This window comes from Modestobacter sp. I12A-02662 (assembly GCF_041028325.1).
In the GTDB taxonomy this organism is placed as follows: domain Bacteria; phylum Actinomycetota; class Actinomycetes; order Mycobacteriales; family Geodermatophilaceae; genus Modestobacter.
This window is the reverse complement of the sequence record NZ_JABGDE010000006.1, coordinates 17,908-32,602: the sequence shown is the minus strand read 5'-3', so window position 1 is coordinate 32,602 and position 14,695 is coordinate 17,908. Positions and strand designations below refer to the sequence as shown.

At 72.0% G+C, this 14,695-nt stretch carries 13 protein-coding genes, 1 tRNA gene and 3 pseudogenes; 7 read left to right on the top strand and 10 right to left on the bottom strand.

Annotated elements, in window-relative coordinates; genetic code table 11:
• Window positions 1-4 precede the first annotated feature (4 nt).
• From HL189_RS09650 to HL189_RS09635, 4 genes are all read right to left on the bottom strand, one after another.
• Window positions 5-430, bottom strand: a complete 426-nt coding sequence (locus tag HL189_RS09650; protein ID WP_369133481.1) for a hypothetical protein — start codon at window positions 428-430, stop codon at window positions 5-7.
• Between the two features lie 38 nt (window positions 431-468).
• On the bottom strand, window positions 469-960 hold the full coding sequence (locus HL189_RS09645) for a DUF2505 domain-containing protein (protein WP_369133480.1): 492 nt from the start codon (window positions 958-960) through the stop codon (window positions 469-471).
• 198 nt (window positions 961-1,158) lie between these two features.
• Window positions 1,159-2,286 carry a glycosyltransferase gene (locus HL189_RS09640; RefSeq protein ID WP_369133479.1) on the bottom strand — a complete coding sequence of 376 codons (1,128 nt, stop codon included), beginning with the start codon at window positions 2,284-2,286 and terminating at the stop codon, window positions 1,159-1,161.
• A 143-nt stretch (window positions 2,287-2,429) separates the two neighbouring features.
• Window positions 2,430-2,972: a VOC family protein gene (locus HL189_RS09635; RefSeq protein WP_369133478.1), complete on the bottom strand. Its 543-nt coding sequence runs from the start codon at window positions 2,970-2,972 to the stop codon at window positions 2,430-2,432.
• A 143-nt stretch (window positions 2,973-3,115) separates the two neighbouring features.
• Between HL189_RS09635 and HL189_RS09630 the strand changes: the two genes are divergently transcribed.
• Complete coding sequence (locus tag HL189_RS09630) at window positions 3,116-4,060, top strand: AraC family transcriptional regulator (RefSeq protein ID WP_369133477.1); 945 nt, start codon at window positions 3,116-3,118, stop codon at window positions 4,058-4,060.
• 55 nt (window positions 4,061-4,115) lie between these two features.
• Here the strand turns inward: HL189_RS09630 and HL189_RS09625 are convergent, their stop codons facing one another.
• The gene (locus tag HL189_RS09625; protein WP_369133789.1) at window positions 4,116-4,553 is read right to left on the bottom strand and encodes a nuclear transport factor 2 family protein; all 438 of its coding nucleotides are present in this window, start codon (window positions 4,551-4,553) and stop codon (window positions 4,116-4,118) included.
• A gap of 233 nt (window positions 4,554-4,786) precedes the next feature.
• On the opposite strand from HL189_RS09625, the gene HL189_RS09620 reads away from it, so the two are divergent.
• From HL189_RS09620 to HL189_RS09610, 3 genes and pseudogenes are all read left to right on the top strand, one after another.
• On the top strand, window positions 4,787-5,761 hold the full coding sequence (locus HL189_RS09620) for a methyltransferase (protein WP_369133476.1): 975 nt from the start codon (window positions 4,787-4,789) through the stop codon (window positions 5,759-5,761).
• Between the two features lie 981 nt (window positions 5,762-6,742).
• Window positions 6,743-6,970, top strand: coding sequence for a hypothetical protein (locus HL189_RS09615; protein WP_369133475.1), 228 nt, complete (start codon window positions 6,743-6,745; stop codon window positions 6,968-6,970).
• 91 nt (window positions 6,971-7,061) lie between these two features.
• Window positions 7,062-7,550 (top strand): annotated as a pseudogene (locus tag HL189_RS09610) (transposase); the annotation flags it as partial.
• Between the two features lie 91 nt (window positions 7,551-7,641).
• Here HL189_RS09610 and HL189_RS09605 read toward each other — a convergent pair.
• Both HL189_RS09605 and HL189_RS09600 read right to left on the bottom strand, forming a co-directional pair.
• A complete protein-coding gene (locus HL189_RS09605) occupies window positions 7,642-8,496 on the bottom strand; it encodes a cyclopropane-fatty-acyl-phospholipid synthase family protein (RefSeq protein ID WP_369133474.1) in 855 nt (284 codons plus the stop codon).
• A 47-nt stretch (window positions 8,497-8,543) separates the two neighbouring features.
• A pseudogene (locus HL189_RS09600) lies at window positions 8,544-8,792 on the bottom strand (translational GTPase TypA); the annotation flags it as partial.
• A 145-nt stretch (window positions 8,793-8,937) separates the two neighbouring features.
• Between HL189_RS09600 and HL189_RS09595 the strand changes: the two are divergent.
• Together HL189_RS09595 and HL189_RS09590 are read left to right on the top strand one after the other, a co-directional pair.
• A pseudogene (locus HL189_RS09595) lies at window positions 8,938-9,414 on the top strand (transposase); the annotation flags it as partial.
• A 17-nt stretch (window positions 9,415-9,431) separates the two neighbouring features.
• Window positions 9,432-10,367 carry a DGQHR domain-containing protein gene (locus HL189_RS09590; RefSeq protein ID WP_369133473.1) on the top strand — a complete coding sequence of 312 codons (936 nt, stop codon included), beginning with the start codon at window positions 9,432-9,434 and terminating at the stop codon, window positions 10,365-10,367.
• A gap of 461 nt (window positions 10,368-10,828) precedes the next feature.
• Here the strand turns inward: HL189_RS09590 and HL189_RS09585 are convergent.
• Window positions 10,829-10,902 (bottom strand) — tRNA-Ile (locus tag HL189_RS09585).
• 352 nt (window positions 10,903-11,254) lie between these two features.
• On the opposite strand from HL189_RS09585, the gene HL189_RS09580 reads away from it, so the two are divergent.
• Window positions 11,255-11,722, top strand: a complete 468-nt coding sequence (locus HL189_RS09580) for a DUF3145 domain-containing protein (RefSeq protein ID WP_369133472.1) — start codon at window positions 11,255-11,257, stop codon at window positions 11,720-11,722.
• Between the two features lie 165 nt (window positions 11,723-11,887).
• Here the strand turns inward: HL189_RS09580 and HL189_RS09575 are convergent, their stop codons facing one another.
• Both HL189_RS09575 and HL189_RS09570 read right to left on the bottom strand, forming a co-directional pair.
• Window positions 11,888-13,303: an acyl-CoA carboxylase subunit beta gene (locus tag HL189_RS09575; RefSeq protein WP_369133471.1), complete on the bottom strand. Its 1,416-nt coding sequence runs from the start codon at window positions 13,301-13,303 to the stop codon at window positions 11,888-11,890.
• Between the two features lie 103 nt (window positions 13,304-13,406).
• Window positions 13,407-14,648: a beta-ketoacyl synthase gene (locus HL189_RS09570; protein WP_369133470.1), complete on the bottom strand. Its 1,242-nt coding sequence runs from the start codon at window positions 14,646-14,648 to the stop codon at window positions 13,407-13,409.
• Between the last annotated feature and the right edge of the window lie 47 nt (window positions 14,649-14,695).

The window sequence follows — 14,695 nt, the reverse complement described above, 5'->3', positions numbered from 1 at the left end:
GCCGTCATCCGTCGAGCCCTGGGTGATCGCCTGCTCGGCGTGCTCCGTCCGGGGCGTCGAAGAGGGTGACGGCGTCCGGCTCGGCGGTGAACGGGTTGGCCCACTCCGACGGCGCCGAGGTGATCGGCTGGGCGTCGGTGACCACCGTGAACGGGGAGCCGGGGTAGACCGCCAGGACCCGGGAGGTCGAGCTGAGGGTCCGGGTGTGCTCGACGACCTCCCCGCGGCGGAGCAGCCGCGTCGTCCGCCGGCCGCGCAGCTCCTCGCCGACCTCGGCGACCCACTCGGCTCCCTCGTGGGTGGTGAAGGAGATCGACCGCACGCGCTCGCGGGGCGGCGCGGGAGCGCAGCCGGCGAACTCGGCGAAGGCGTCGTAGAGCCGCTCGGCCTGCTCGTCGTCGCTGGCGCGGGGGATGAAGAAGGCGACCATGCCGGGGATCCTCGCCGGGGCCACCGACAGGACGCCACCTACCGCTCGGCCAGTCGCCGCCGGAGCAGGGTCTCCTCCCGGCGCAGGTCGGACAGCACCAGCTCCTCGACGGCGCCCTGGGCCTGCTGCTTGATGAACGGTGCGTCCACCTCCGCCACGCCGGTGACCGTGGAGCGCGTGCCGCCGTCGTCGACCGGGACGAGCCGCCGCTCGCCGCGGAGTCGCACCGAGCGGCCGAAGACCTGCGCCCGCACGTCCAGGACGGCGCGGTGACCACCGGCGCCGTCCGCCGACCACGTCTGCCGTTCGAGCACCGAGACCGAGTCGCCGACGAAGCGGGCGAACAGCGGTGGGATGCCGTCCGTCGAGGCCAGCAGCCGCAGCTCGGTGGACGGGCCGGGGCCGACCTGCAGGAACTCCACCGGGGTGCCGAGGTCGGCGGCGCGTTCCCGCAGGAACGTCTCGTCGCTGAGGACGGCGAGCACCGCGTCCGGGTCGGCCGGGAGGTCCGCGCTGGTGTCGATGGGCACGGCCCCATCGTCGGCCCGCCGGACCGGAGCCGCGCGCCGGTCACCCGGACCCCGCCCCCGGCCGAGCGCCATGATGGTCGCCGGGTCCGCATCGTCGTCACCCGGGCCGTGCACGAAGGCCTGGGCGCCGGCAGCATGCCCGTTCCCGCCGCCACGACCGGACCCTGAGCCGGTCCGGCCCCACGCGGCGGCGGGAGGTCAGGCGCCGAGGCCGGCCCACACCGCGTCGGCGTCCGGCATGGCGGCGATCTCGTCGCGGATGCGCCGGGCCGCGGCCCGGAAGGCCGGGTCGCCGGTCACCTCCGTGACCGCGGCCCGGATCGTGGGGACCGCGTAGTCCTCCGGAGCGACCACCACCCCCGCGCCGGCCCGGGCCAGCAGGGCGGCGTTCTGGGGCTGGTCGGTCCCGCGTGGCAGCGCCACCTGGGGCACGCCGTGCACGAGGCCGCCGAGCATCGTGCCCGACCCGCTGTGGGAGACCAGCAGGTCGGCCCGCTCGAGCACGGCAGCCTGCGGGACGAACTCCGCGACCACGGCGTTGTCCGGGACCGGTCCGAGCTCGCCCGGGGCGAGCCGGCGCCCGGTCGTGGCGACCACGACACCGTCGTACTCCGCCAGGGCCGCGAGCCCGGTCGCGAGGTCGGCGCCGGCGGCGTTCTTGACCGTGCCGAGGGTGAAGTAGGCGACCGGCCGGTCGCCCGCGAGGACGTCGGCCACCTCCGGCGGCACCGGGCCGGGCTCACCTGCGCTCGGCCGGAGCGGGAGCGCGCCCGGCCACGGCGGCGGGCCGTCGGGCTGCAGCGAGGGCGGGCAGAGGTCGAGGGCCCGCTCCGTCGAGAGCTGCGCCCACAGTCCGGGCTCGCCGATCGCGGCCCCCGCGGGGTCGATGAGCTCGGGGTAAGACGGGAACATCGGGCCGATGCCGTGCACGACGCCGGGCACGTCGAGCTGTCGGCAGAGCAGCGGCGCCGCCGTCTCGAGGACCTCGTGGACGACGAGGTCGGGGCGCCACGCCTGCGCCATGGCGATCAGGTCGGTGAGCCGGGCGAGGGCCGGCGTGCCGAACAGCGCCACCACCCCGTCCATCATCTTCTGCTGCACGGGCGTGCCCGGGTCGGCCCAGGCCCGCTCGTGTGCCGACCAGATCTCCGCCCAGGCCGGTCCGACGGCGTGGACGTCGAGCCCCCGGGCGGTCAGCGGGCCGACCAGTTCCGGGCCGGTGGCGATCCGTACGTCGTGGCCGGCGCGCTGGGCCGCCCGGATCAGCGGCAGCGTCGGGAGGACGTGGCCGTACGCCGGGCACGAGGTGAAGAGCACCCTCGCCATGCCGGTCAGGGTGGCAGGTCGGACGCCTGCCGTCGACGCAGCCGCGCGCGACCGCGGCGCGACCCGGCGGTGGGGCGGGTGGGGCTCGAACCCACGCTGATCCGCAACAGCAGCGGCTGTACGACCGGGATGCCGAGGACACGTCAGGCGCAGCCGGTCGGCACGGTGGTCACTCTCCTCGGCACATCCAATCGAGGCGTGTCGTAGAAGGAGAAGGCCGCGTCCGCGGTCGAGATCACGCCGATGAAGTGCTGGGGACCGTTGGCGCTGTGCACCACGCGGAGTGCGATGCCATCGGGGTCCACGAACTCGATCCAGGCGCCGTCCGCGTGTTGACCGCTGGTGGACGCCACCCCGAGCTCGGCTGCCCTGGCACGCACCCGCTCGGCTGCCTCCGCGTCGACGGCTTCGACGATGATGGGGTGCTCGCCACGCAGGTCTGCGTGTCCCGCAGTGGCGTCTCGTCGGCGCAGAGCGACCATGTAGTGCGCCGCGAAGTCCGCGAGGGCACATCCGGTGACCGTGTTCTCGTCCCCGAACTCGCGGACCAGCTCGAGATCCAGCAGGTCGCAGTACCACGCCGCGCTCACCGCGAGGTCCGTGACGGGGATGGACACCACGACGATGCCGGTGAGGTCGCGGGTGATGGCATGCGTCGTCGGGACGACTCCGCCGAGGCTGGTCATGTGCTGCTCCTGGGGGGTTCTCCGCCGGTCGTCCGGCGATGTCTCGACGCTAGGAGCCGTACCGGGCGACGATGAATGCGCGACGGTCCTGGCTTCTTCATCCGTCGTCTCCGGTGGAGGGGTCTCCGGTGGAGGGGATGTGGGTGGACGTCCTGAGTTCGGTTCTGCGCGAGCTCCGCCTCGAGAGCGCCAGCTACCGTCGGCTGGAGCTGCGTGCGCCGTGGCGGCTCCGCTTCGACGGCGGCTTGCGCGGCGTGCACGTCCTGGTTCGCGGCGCCTGCAGCATCACGTTGGACGAGGGGCCCCCGCGGCTGCTGGAGGCGGGCGACCTCGTCGTGCTCCCGCGCGCGGGCGCTCACCAGATGAGCTCCGTCGGCGACGAACGAGGACCAGCAACCTCCGCCCTCGACCTCGCACGGCGCACGACCGGGTCGGAGCTGCAGGCGGGTGGCGGAGGGGCGGGGACGACCGTCCTGTGCGGCGCGTTCTTCCTCGGTGACGAAGGGCATCCCGCCATCGCCGGGTTGCCCCGCTTCATCCACGTTCCCGCGCAGGGGGGACAGTCGCCACCGTGGCTCGCCGGTCTGACCGGCGCCCTCGCCGCGGAGACCGTCGACGGTGGGCCCGGCAGCGACGTGGTGATGGCGCGACTGTCCGACGCGCTGGTCACCCGCGCCCTGCGGTACCACGTCGAGGAGGGGGGCGACCGCGGCTGGCTCCGGGGTCTGCACGATCCGTGGGTCGCTCGCGCACTGACCGCGCTGCACGAGGACCTCGCGGCACCGTGGACCGTCGCCTCACTGGCCGTCACCTCGGGTCTGTCGCGCTCGGCGTTCGCTGCGCGGTTCGCCGACACGATGGGCCAGAGCCCCATGCAGTACCTCACCCACTGCCGCATGCGCCGGGCGATGACGCTGCTCAGGACGGAGCGGATGACCCTGGCCAGTGTGGCGGCCCGCATCGGCTACGGGTCCGAGGCCGCCTTGTCCGCCGCCTTCGTCCGGTACACCGGCGTCCCACCAGGCACCTACCGGCGGTCCCTCCCAGCCATCGAGACCGACGTCCCGCAAGCCCAGTCGAGCCACTGACCCGCCTTGCCAGCGAGGCGGCTGCATTCCGATACGGGGACGTCTTCCCGACCAGTCATGCGCCGCTGACACCCGCCGACGGCTCGTTCGCCGGGCCGCTCTGCGACGCACGAGGAGGCGCGGCCCGCCACTGCGCCCGCCACTCGGGAGCCTCCCACCCCTCCGCGACGTAGATCGTCTCGCGTGCCACCTTGCCGTCTCGGAACTCGTAGATGGCAGGGCCGTAGAGCCACGGCCCGTTCTCGTAGCGGGCCCTGATCTCGACCACCCAGTGGTCCCCTTCACCCTGCAGACGAACGATCTCCAGCGTGACGTCGGTCGGGTAGTTCCGCCGCCACTCACGGAAGTTCTCCACGCCCTCGAACCGCTCCCCGGACTGCGGGAACTCCAGAACCGCGTCCTCGAGGTAGATCTCGCTGGCACGGTCCTCGTCGCCGGCCGAGCTGCAGTCGATGTAGTGCTGTAGCGCTGCCCGGACGGACCCCTCGTCCATCGTCTCCACGCCCCTCGGAATGCGCGTCGCAGGTCGACCGATGACGGCGCCCGACGCCACCAGCGCCGCCCGGATCGTAGAACCGATGTCTGCCTTGCAAGTGCTGGCTGGCCGGGCCGCTCGCTGTAGACGTGATCGGGCACGGTGCGTTCCGCTGATGACCGTGCCGGCGGCGCGGCGCCCTGGTCCGCAGGTCCCTTCACCGGGATCCGCGGCGGTGCCACCCTGGTCCCGTGCCCGGCTCCGCAGCCGAACGGCTGGCTCGGCTGGCCGACGGCTACCTGGTCACTCAGCTGCTGCACGTCGCGATCGCCCTCGGCGTGCCGGAGGCGCTCGCCGGAGGGCCGCGCAGCGCCGAGGACCTGGCCGGTGAGCTGGGCGCCGTCCCCGGGCCGCTGCGCCGGGTGCTCCGCGGCCTGGCCGCCGAGGAGGTCCTCGTGGAGGACGGCGACGGCCGGTTCTCCCTCGGTGGTCCCGGGCGGCTGCTCCTGCCCGGCGTCCCGTCGTCGCTGCGCGGTGTGGTGACCGCCCGCGCCGACATCTACTACCGCGCGGCCGTCGGCCTGCTCGACGCCGTCCGCACCGGCGGCACCCCGTTCGAGCTGGTGCACGGGCAGGCATTCTTCGCGTTCCTGTCCGCAGCGCCCGAGCGGTTGGCCGTCTTCCAGGCGTCGATGGCCGACCGCTCCGCCCGCGAGGCCGGGGCGGTGGTGGATGCCTACGACATGCGCCGCTTCGCCTCCGTGGTGGACGTCGGCGGCGGCAGCGGCACCCTGCTGTGGGCGGTGCGTGACCGGGCACCGCACGCCGAGCTCACGCTGTTCGACCTGCCGGAGGTCGTCGACGGCAGCGACCTCCCCGCGGTCGCCGGGGACTTCTTCGCACACGTACCCGGCGGTGCCGACGCCTACCTGCTCTCCCGCGTGCTGCACGACTGGGACGACGCCGACGCGCTGCGGGTGCTGCGGTCGTGCCGCGCGGCGATGCGGCCGGACTCGGTGCTGCTCGTCGTCGAGGCGCTGGTCCCGGAACGGGCGGTCGACGACCCCGCGGTGGTGCGCATGGACCTGCACATGCTGGTGCTGCTGCACGGTCGCGAGCGGACCGCGGCGGAGTACGTCGCCCTCCTCGATGCCGCGGGGCTACGGCTCACCGCCGACGTCCCGACGGGTGCCGGGGTGCACGTGCTCGAGGCGCGGCCCGGCTAGGCCGGGCCGGCCGATGGTGCTGCACACACCGGCTCGGTGCGTCCTCGAGGTCGACGCCTCAGCACCGTGATCCCGCGCAGGTCAGTGATGCGGTCCCGTAGCAGGCCGCTGACCTGTGCCGACATCGGTGGGGCGGGTGGGGCTCGAACCCACGACCCAGGGATTATGAGGTATCTCAGTGCCCTTCGCTGACCTGCATGATCATCGGCGACTTGCCATCTGAGCTGCGGTTTCATCGTTGGGTGCCGATGGCCGTCGATGAGCCGAAGCGGCCCTTTTGTGGGCACCGTGTGGGCACGGTGTGGGCACGGCGGGTACGCATACCAGACTTCATAGTTGGCCAGGGGTGGTGGTGGACGGTCCGCGCTGAGCGTCTTGGGGACTGGATGGGGACTGGCGGCAGGGATCTCCCGGGGCGGGACAAGCTCCTAATACCGGGTCGGCCAATCGCCCCGCAGCCGCTCCACAAACGAGTTAGCGTTCCGGTGGCAGCGCGTCGCCGGAAGGGCGCTGCGCGTCCCTTCGGGATGGGCCTCCGGCCCACCCTTCCCCCGGCGCGCTGCCGCCGGATGGGGCTGGTTGTGAGGATCGGCCAGGAGTGTGGCCTGGCCAGGCCGCCGTCCGCTGTTGGTGCGCGGCATCCGCGACGGTCGCAAACTCACTCGGGTGGCGGCGCGCCGCCACCGAAGGCCCGTCTGAGGGTCGCCGCTCGATTGGAAGCCAAGGTGTCCCAGAAGGCGGCCTCAGGGACACGTGTTGTGCGGCGACATCCTTGAGGCGGCCTGCGACAGGGGGTGTCACTAGGAGACGACACGGCCAATTGCTCCATAGCAACGGTGGCCTGAGCACCCAGGGTGAGCCGATTCGGGGAGTGTTCTGCGACCAGCGCCCTTTCCGCCTTCTACATGTGAGGCGACCGGCATGTCGGGCACTCGGAGGCTTGGACTCCCCCGCCACGGTTCCCCGCCGGGGGAGGGTGCGATGACTGCGGAGCCTGCGGGCGCTGATGACCATACGCCCACCTGGCTGACGCGCCATCCCGTTTGGACCACACTGCTCGCGCTCGCCGCCATCGCGACACCCGTCTCTGTCCTCCTCGAACTCCCCAGCAAAGTCGTCTCCGCCGTCTCGGCGTTCTCCGGCACGGATACCGAGCCAGCGATCACGGGCACCTGGCCCCTAGCCCGGGGCTTTCTCGCCGAGCCGTGATCGTTCGGCTCCAGACGTAGGAAAGGTGCCCCTGACCTGCAAGGATCGAGATTGTCTAGGTCTTGATCCGAGCGGGAACCGGAGCACCTTTCTGGCGAAGAAGACTACCGGGCCGTACCCGGTGCTCACAGTCGATGGCGGCGGGTCGAGCGTCGTGCCGCATGCCGGGGCGACGCTGCTGTTGCGCACCGCGCAGACCGTCGGCCTCACGGCCGGGCTGTCGAAGGTGCTGACGCCCTGGCGCAAGCCGCTGGCGATCCATGACCCGGCCAAGATCGTGCTGGATCTGGCGGTCAGCTTGGCCATGGGCGGGGACTGTCTGGCCGACATCACCCAGCTCCGTGCCTGCCCGGAGGTGTTCGGACTGGTCGCCTCGGACCCGACCGTGTCGCGGTGCATCGACGCCCTGGCCGCTGACGCCCCGGCTGCGCTGGCGGCGATCAACAATGCGCGCGCGACCGCCCGTGCGCGGGCATGGTCACTGGCCGGTGAGCACGTCCCCGATCACGCCGCGGATGCTTCGTCGCCGGTGGTGATCGACGTTGACGCCACCCTGGTCACGGCGCACTCGGAGAAGGAGACGGACGACAAGCGATCGATTTGCCTCCAGCGTCGCGCGGGGCCTTTTGATTTTCGGCCGAGTTTTCCAGCGGGATCAGCGGATCGGACCACTAGCCAGGCTTGTCGAATACGCCCTGGATGAACACCGTGCGCCCGGCGTCGGTGTTGCGCCCGGAGTTACTCATCTTGACGGCTGCCTGTTCTCCCAGCACGAGATGCATTCCAAGCGGAGGAGGGGGGGCGCTGGAGCCGCTCGCACCCGACGCTTGCGCGTTCGCCTGCTGTGCCTTGCGCGCCGCCACGATGTCGGCGGTAATGTCGCGCCAGGTGCGCTCCAGGAGACCTGCACCGCGGATCAACCCGCGGAGGGATTCCGCATCGGCCAGATGGCTCTGGTTGGGGCGGCTCGCCCATGGGACCGGAAGCTGGATCGGCTCGCCGTTCCCCGCGCAGATTTCCTGGCAGACGAACAGCCCGCCCGGCCTGAGTACCCGGGCGATTCCGGAATACAGGCGGCGCTTGTCCCGGATGTTCATCTGCATTTGTATCGTCCACACCACGTCGAAGCTGGACGCGGCGAACGGAAGCTCCAGGGCATCACCCGCCTGAAAGCGGGTGCGATCGGACAACCGCGTCATCCGAGAAAGGGCGTTGGCCACCCCGCAGAATTCAGGCGAGAGATCGATGCCTGTCACGTCGCAACCCAAAGTTGCGGCGAGGTAACGCGCCGGGCCGCCCAACCCGCTGCCCACGTCGAGCACTCGCGATCCTGGCGGAATCTTTGCAAGCTCCACCAATGCGCGCGTGGCCGAACGTCCCGCGGAGTGAAACTCGTCGGCCGGCGCGAGATCTTCGTGCGTGACCGAGTCCAGGTCCTTGCCGAGAGCTTGCAACCCCGCCACGATTCGCGGCAGAAGTCCACCCGGCTCGTAGTGACGAAGCATTTCCTCGTGCGACTCGCCCATGGACGCAAATCCTCCGCGGATTTCGGGGAGCCGTCAACGCCGGGGTCCACGAACATGCGGCCGCGCTCCTGCAGCTTCCATAGCGCGTAGGCAACCGCTTCCCCGTCCTCGGCGGAGACAAGCACGCCGTTGCGGCGGATCTCCGGCTTCATCGGGCCGTAATCGTCGAATACGTGGCTCATGACGCCGGTGCCGCGGGTCATCGTCAGGAAGTCGGACTGGAAGCCGATGAGCCCCGGGCCGGGATGGTCGAGCCGCACGCGGCCCTTGCCGTCGGGCTGCATGTCCTGGAGGTCGCCGCGGCGGCTGCCCCGCTTCCATTAACCCGGGGTATTCTCGCCGAGCCGTGATCGTTCGGCTCCAGACGTAGGAAAGGTGCCCCTGACCTGCAAGGATCGAGATTGTCTAGGTCTTGATCCGAGCGGGAACCGGAGCACCTTTCTGGCGAAGAAGACTACCGGGCCGTACCCGGTGCTCACAGTCGATGGCGGCGGGTCGAGCGTCGTGCCGCATGCCGGGGCGACGCTGCTGTTGCGCACCGCGCAGACCGTCGGCCTCACGGCCGGGCTGTCGAAGGTGCTGACGCCCTGGCGCAAGCCGCTGGCGATCCATGACCCGGCCAAGATCGTGCTGGATCTGGCGGTCAGCTTGGCCATGGGCGGGGACTGTCTGGCCGACATCACCCAGCTCCGTGCCTGCCCGGAGGTGTTCGGACTGGTCGCCTCGGACCCGACCGTGTCGCGGTGCATCGACGCCCTGGCCGCTGACGCCCCGGCTGCGCTGGCGGCGATCAACAATGCGCGCGCGACCGCCCGTGCGCGGGCATGGTCACTGGCCGGTGAGCACGTCCCCGATCACGCCGCGGATGCTTCGTCGCCGGTGGTGATCGACGTTGACGCCACCCTGGTCACGGCCAACCCCGCGTCAACCGTCTCGTGAACGACCTGAAGAAGCGGCGGGTCGACCTGCCGACGAGCGTCCTCGTGAACCTCCGGGAGTTAGACCCTCTGGAGCACCTCGACGAGCGTGGCGACCCGCCGTTGCTCCGTCTCGACGGTGGCGACCAGCTCTACATCGTCGATGGGCAGCACCGAGTCGAGGCGCTCAAGCGGCTCATCGAGGAGGACGAGGAGAAGTGGAGCCAGTACGAGGTCCCCTTCGTCTCGATGCTCGGTGCCAGCGAGCGCGAAGAGATCCGGCAGTTCTACGTCGTCAACTCGACGGCGAAGAGCGTCCGCACCGACTTGGCGTACGACCTGCTGAAGCAGCGAGCCGAGTCCGAGCCGGGCGTCATGGATAGCCTGACGGAGACCAACGAGACGTGGAAGGTACGCGGTCAGCAGATCGTCGAAGACCTCGAGAAGATGTCTCCGCTGTGGCGGGGCCGTGTCCGGTTCCCGGGCGACGCTGCCGCGGGCACCGTTATCGGATCGTCCGGGCTCGTCGGCTCTCTTCAGCCTCTCCTCAACACGCCGTACTTCGGTGCGCTGACGACGGTGAACCAGGTCAAGATCCTCGAGGCCTACTGGCAGGGCATACAGAAGATCCTCCCCGAGGCCTTCGGCGACCCGACGGAGTACGCGCTACAAAAGAGCGTTGGCGTGCAGGTCCTGCACACGCTGCTGCTCACCGTCCTGGAGCACGTCCGCGCGAGCGGGCGGTCCGTGATCGAACCGGAGCCGTATGCCGACGTCGTCGAGGAGGCCCTCCTCAAGCTTGAGGGGGACAACCGCAGTGGCGCCGTCGTGCGCGGTTCCGACTTCTGGCTGGCCGGTGCCGAGGGCGGCGCCGGCACCTACTCAAGCAACGCCGGCCGCCGGGTGCTGACGGCGAAGATTCGCAACCTGCGCCCCGAGATTGACGTCGAGTAGTCCTCGTGTCAGCGAGCGGCCCCCACCGGCATCGGTGGGGGCCGCTTTCTTGCTTCTGTCGGCTCCGCACCCGCGTGTTCGTCGTCGCAGAACCGGTCTGGGCCGGCTAGCGCACTTCCAGTCGGTGGCGGGGGACCAGGGGCAAGACGATGACCATGCTCAACTGTCCGCTGCCGCGCGGTTGGTTTGGGCGAAGACGCATCGCGATTCACAGACGCATGAGGTTCGCGACCGGATGTCGCCCAGCGGATGCTCGGTCACGCCTCCGCGGCGATGACCCTCGACGTCTACTCCGGGCTCTTCGACGACGACCTCGGGGCCCTCGCCGACCGCATGGATCTCGCCCACGAGGCGTCCGTAACGAGGCGTCACGGTGCGTGGTGTGGGCATCGTGTGGGCACGGGACCCCATCGTCAAGATCGACGATCACGCTGCGGGCCGCTGACCTGCATCTATGTCGGTGGGGCGGGTGGGGCTCGAACCCACGACCCAGGGATTATGAGTCCCATGCTCTGACCGGCTGAGCTACCGCCCCAGGGCGTAACGCTATCGGCTGGCCGTGCCCGATCCGGGACCGGGCGGCCCGGGCAGCGGGCTGGACGGATGCCGCCCGGATCGTCCAGACGGATCGTCGATCGTCGAGGTGACCGGCGCGTCCGGGGCGCCTCGCTGGACACCATCCGTCACAAGCGTCCCATCAGCACCGGGCCGCACTGGCGCGTCCGCGAAGTGATCGGGCAGACTGACGACGGCTCTGGGGAGGGCCGCCGCACCACCCGCCGCAGTACACAGCACGCCCATCACGACAGGTCCGTTGGGGAAGGCGAGACCAGTCGAGTCGATGGAGGTGCACCGTGCAGCGACGGTCAACACAGGGTGTCGTCTTCGTGCATGCGTGCCCGAAGGCGCTCTGCCAGCACGTCGAGTGGGCGCTCGAGCGCGTCGTCGGCGGGCCGGTGTCCTTGTCGTGGGCTGACCAGCCCGCGGCCCACGGGTCCTACCGTGCCGAGGTCGCCTGGACGGGCGCGCCCGGCACCGGGGCCCGGCTCGTCGCTGCCCTCAAGCAGTGGCCGATGCTGCGCTTCGAGGTGACCGAGGAGGCCAGTCACGGCAACGACGGCGAGCGCATGTCCTACGTGCCCGGGCACGGGGTGCACCGCTCGCCGGTGAGCGCCAACGGCGACCTGATCGTCACCGAGCAGCAGCTCCGCCACCTGGCCGCCACGTCCACCTCGGTCGAGGCGTTCCGCCACGGCGTCGACGCGCTGCTCGGCGCTGCCTGGGACGCCGATCTCGAGGTCTACCGCCACGCCGGCGACACCTCGCCGGTCACCTGGCTGCACCAGGTGGTCTGAGGCCCCGTCCCGAGGCTCGCCCCGAGCTTGCGAGGGGTGAGGGGGACGGGGTCCTTCCACCTCGTCGTGTGGTCGGGACCCCCGCGGCACACCGCGAGGGAGGCGACCACACCACGAGGACGGCGGAACGGCCCGGCACCCCACGGGGTGCCGGGCCGCCGTGCGTCAGAGCGGGATGTTGCCGTGCGCTCCGCGCCCGCTCGGTGCCGCGGCCAGCGCGGCCACCAGCCGGCGCTTGGTCTCACCCGGGTCGACGACGTCGTCCACGACCCCGATCTCCCGCGCCCGGTTCACCCCGCCGGCGATCCGCTCGTGCTCGGCGGCCAGCTGCGCGTGCAGCGCCTCGCGCTCCCCGGGCGGGACGGCGGCGAGCTTCTTGCGGTGCAGGATGCCGACGGCGGCCTTCGCCCCCATGACGGCGACCTCGGCACCCGGCCAGGCGAACACCGCGGTGGCCCCCAGCGACCGGGCGTTCATCGCGATGTACGCCCCGCCGTAGGACTTGCGGGTCACCAGCGTCACCCGCGGCACCACGGCCTCGGCGAACGCGTGCAGCAGCTTCGCGCCGCGCCGGACCACGCCGTCCCACTCCTGCCCGACTCCGGGCAGGTAGCCGGGGACGTCCACGACGACCACCAGCGGCACGCCGAACGCGTCGCACATCCGGACGAACCGGGACGCCTTCTCCGCCGATGCGGAGTCCAGGCAGCCGCCCAGCCGCAGCGGGTTGTTCGCGATCACGCCCACGGTGCGTCCGGCCAGCCGGCCCAGCGCGGTCACGATGTTCGGCGCGAACCGGGGCTGCAGCTCCACCGACGGACCGTCCAGCAGGGCCGCCACCAGCGGCTTCACGTCGTAGGCGCGGTTGTTCTTCTCCGGCAGCAGCGCCCGCAGGTCGACCGGCGCCTCGTCGCGGGCCGGTGCGAACGAGCCCTGGGCCGCGAGCAGGCTCACCGTCGTGCGGGCCGTCTCGAGCGCCTCCGCCTCGCTGTCGGTCACCACGTGGACCACGCCGGACCGGCGGCCGTGGGTGTCCGGCCCGCCGAGGCTCTCCATGTCGACGGCCTCGCCGGTCACCGAGCGCACCACGTCCGGGCCGGTGACGAACACCCGGCCGGCCGGGCCCATGATCACGATGTCGGTGAGCGCCGGGCCGTAGGCCGCGCCGCCGGCGGCCGGCCCGAGGACGACGGAAACCTGCGGCACCCGCCCGGAGGCCCGCACCATCGCGGCGAAGACCTCGCCGACCGCGTGCAGCGCGGTGACGCCCTCAGCCAGCCGTGCGCCGCCGGAGTGCCAGATGCCGATCACCGGCAGCCGCTCCCGGAGCGCCGCGTCGATCGCGTCGACGATGTGCCGGCACCCGTCGATGCCCATCGCCCCGCCCATGATCGTGGCGTCGGTGCAGTAGGCGATCGCGGGGGAGCCGGCCACCGTGCCGCGGGCCGCCAGCAGGCCCGAGGTGTCCCGCGGGGCGAGCAGCTGCAGCGAGCCCTGGTCGAAGAACCGGGCCAGCCGGTCCTCGGGGTCGCGGGGGTCGACCGTGGCGACGGCGGGGGGCGCGGTGGAGAGCGTGGTCACGAGGAGCTCCTCACGAGGACGTGCCGGACGGGGAGCGGGAGGTGGCCGCGCTGCAGGGGGCCGCCGCGAGCTTGCGAGTGGCGGGGGGCAGCGGGGTCCTTCGTCATGCCGTCGTGAAGACCAGGGCCATGTTGTGCCCGCCGAAGCCGAAGGAGTCGTTCAGCGCGGCGGAGAAGGTCGCCTTGCGGGGCTCGCGCCGCACGATGTCCAGGGACTGCACCGCGGGGTCGTCGTCCGGGTCGTCGAGGTTCGCGGTGGCCGGGACGACCTGGTCGCGGAGCGCGAGGATCGTGAACACCGACTCCAGGGCCCCGGCGGCGCCGAGCAGGTGCCCGGTCTGGCTCTTGGTGGCGGTGACCAGCGGGTGCTCGCCGATGCCGTGCCGGATCGCGTTGGCCTCGGCCGTGTCGCCGATCGGCGTCGAGGTGGCGTGCGCGTTCACGTGACCGATGTCGGCGGCGGTGAGCCCGGCGTCGCGCACGGCCGCGGCGATGGCCCGGCCCGCGCCCTCGCCCTCGGGGTGCGGGGCGACCAGGTCGAAGCCGTCGGCGGTCGCGCCGGCCCCGGCCAGGCGGGCGTACACCGTCGCGCCCCGGGCGGCGGCGGCGTCGGCGCGCTCCAGCACCAGGGCGGCGGCGCCCTCGGCGAGCACGAAGCCGTCGCGGCCCTTGTCGAAGGGGCGGGAGGCGCGCTCGGGCTCGTCGTTGCGGGTGCTCATGGCGCGCATCGCGGCGAACCCGGCCATCGGCAGCGGGTGGACGCACGCCTCGGCGCCGCCGACGACCACCATGTCCGCGCGGTCGAAGCGGAGCAGGTCCAGACCCCACCGGATCGCCTCGGCGCCGGACGCGCAGGCGCTGACCGGGGCGTGCACGCCGGCCTTGGCGCCGACGGCCAGACCGACCGCGGCCGCCGGGCCGTTGGGCATGAGCATCGGGATGGTGAACGGGGAGACCCGCTTGGGCCCCTTCTGCTCCAGGATGTCGTCCTGGTCGAGCAGGGTCACCGCGCCGCCGATGCCGGTGCCGAAGACCACGGCGATCCGCAGCGGGTCGACCCCGGAGTCCGCGCCCCCGGCGTCCCGCCAGGCCTCCTCGGCGGCGATCACGGCGACCTGCTGGCTTCGGTCCAGCCGGCGGGCGCGCACCCGGTCCAGCTGCTGCACCGGGTCGTTGGCCAGCCGGGCGACCAGCTGGGCGGGGAACTCCTGCGCCCAGTCGTCGGTGAGCCGGCTGACCCCCGACCGGCCGGCCAGCAGTGCCTCCCAGGTGGAGGCGACGTCACCACCGAGCGGCGTGGTGGCGCCGAGCCCGGTGACGACGACGTCGGCGGTGGGCGTGCTCATGACTTCCTCCTGGGACTGACTGGCCGGACGGCCGGGGTGAGCGACTG

What these genes read in the sequence shown, in the direction of transcription:
- HL189_RS09605 (WP_369133474.1), bottom strand. Translation starts at nt 8,496, where the DNA reads ATGGGCGAGTCGCACGAGGAAATGCTTCGTCACTACGAGCCGGGTGGA.
- HL189_RS09650 (WP_369133481.1), bottom strand. Translation starts at nt 430, where the DNA reads ATGGTCGCCTTCTTCATCCCCCGCGCCAGCGACGACGAGCAGGCCGAG.
- HL189_RS09635 (WP_369133478.1), bottom strand. Translation starts at nt 2,972, where the DNA reads ATGACCAGCCTCGGCGGAGTCGTCCCGACGACGCATGCCATCACCCGC.
- HL189_RS09615 (WP_369133475.1), top strand. Translation starts at nt 6,743, where the DNA reads ATGACTGCGGAGCCTGCGGGCGCTGATGACCATACGCCCACCTGGCTG.
- HL189_RS09640 (WP_369133479.1), bottom strand. Translation starts at nt 2,286, where the DNA reads ATGGCGAGGGTGCTCTTCACCTCGTGCCCGGCGTACGGCCACGTCCTC.
- HL189_RS09570 (WP_369133470.1), bottom strand. Translation starts at nt 14,648, where the DNA reads ATGAGCACGCCCACCGCCGACGTCGTCGTCACCGGGCTCGGCGCCACC.
- HL189_RS09625 (WP_369133789.1), bottom strand. Translation starts at nt 4,553, where the DNA reads ATGGACGAGGGGTCCGTCCGGGCAGCGCTACAGCACTACATCGACTGC.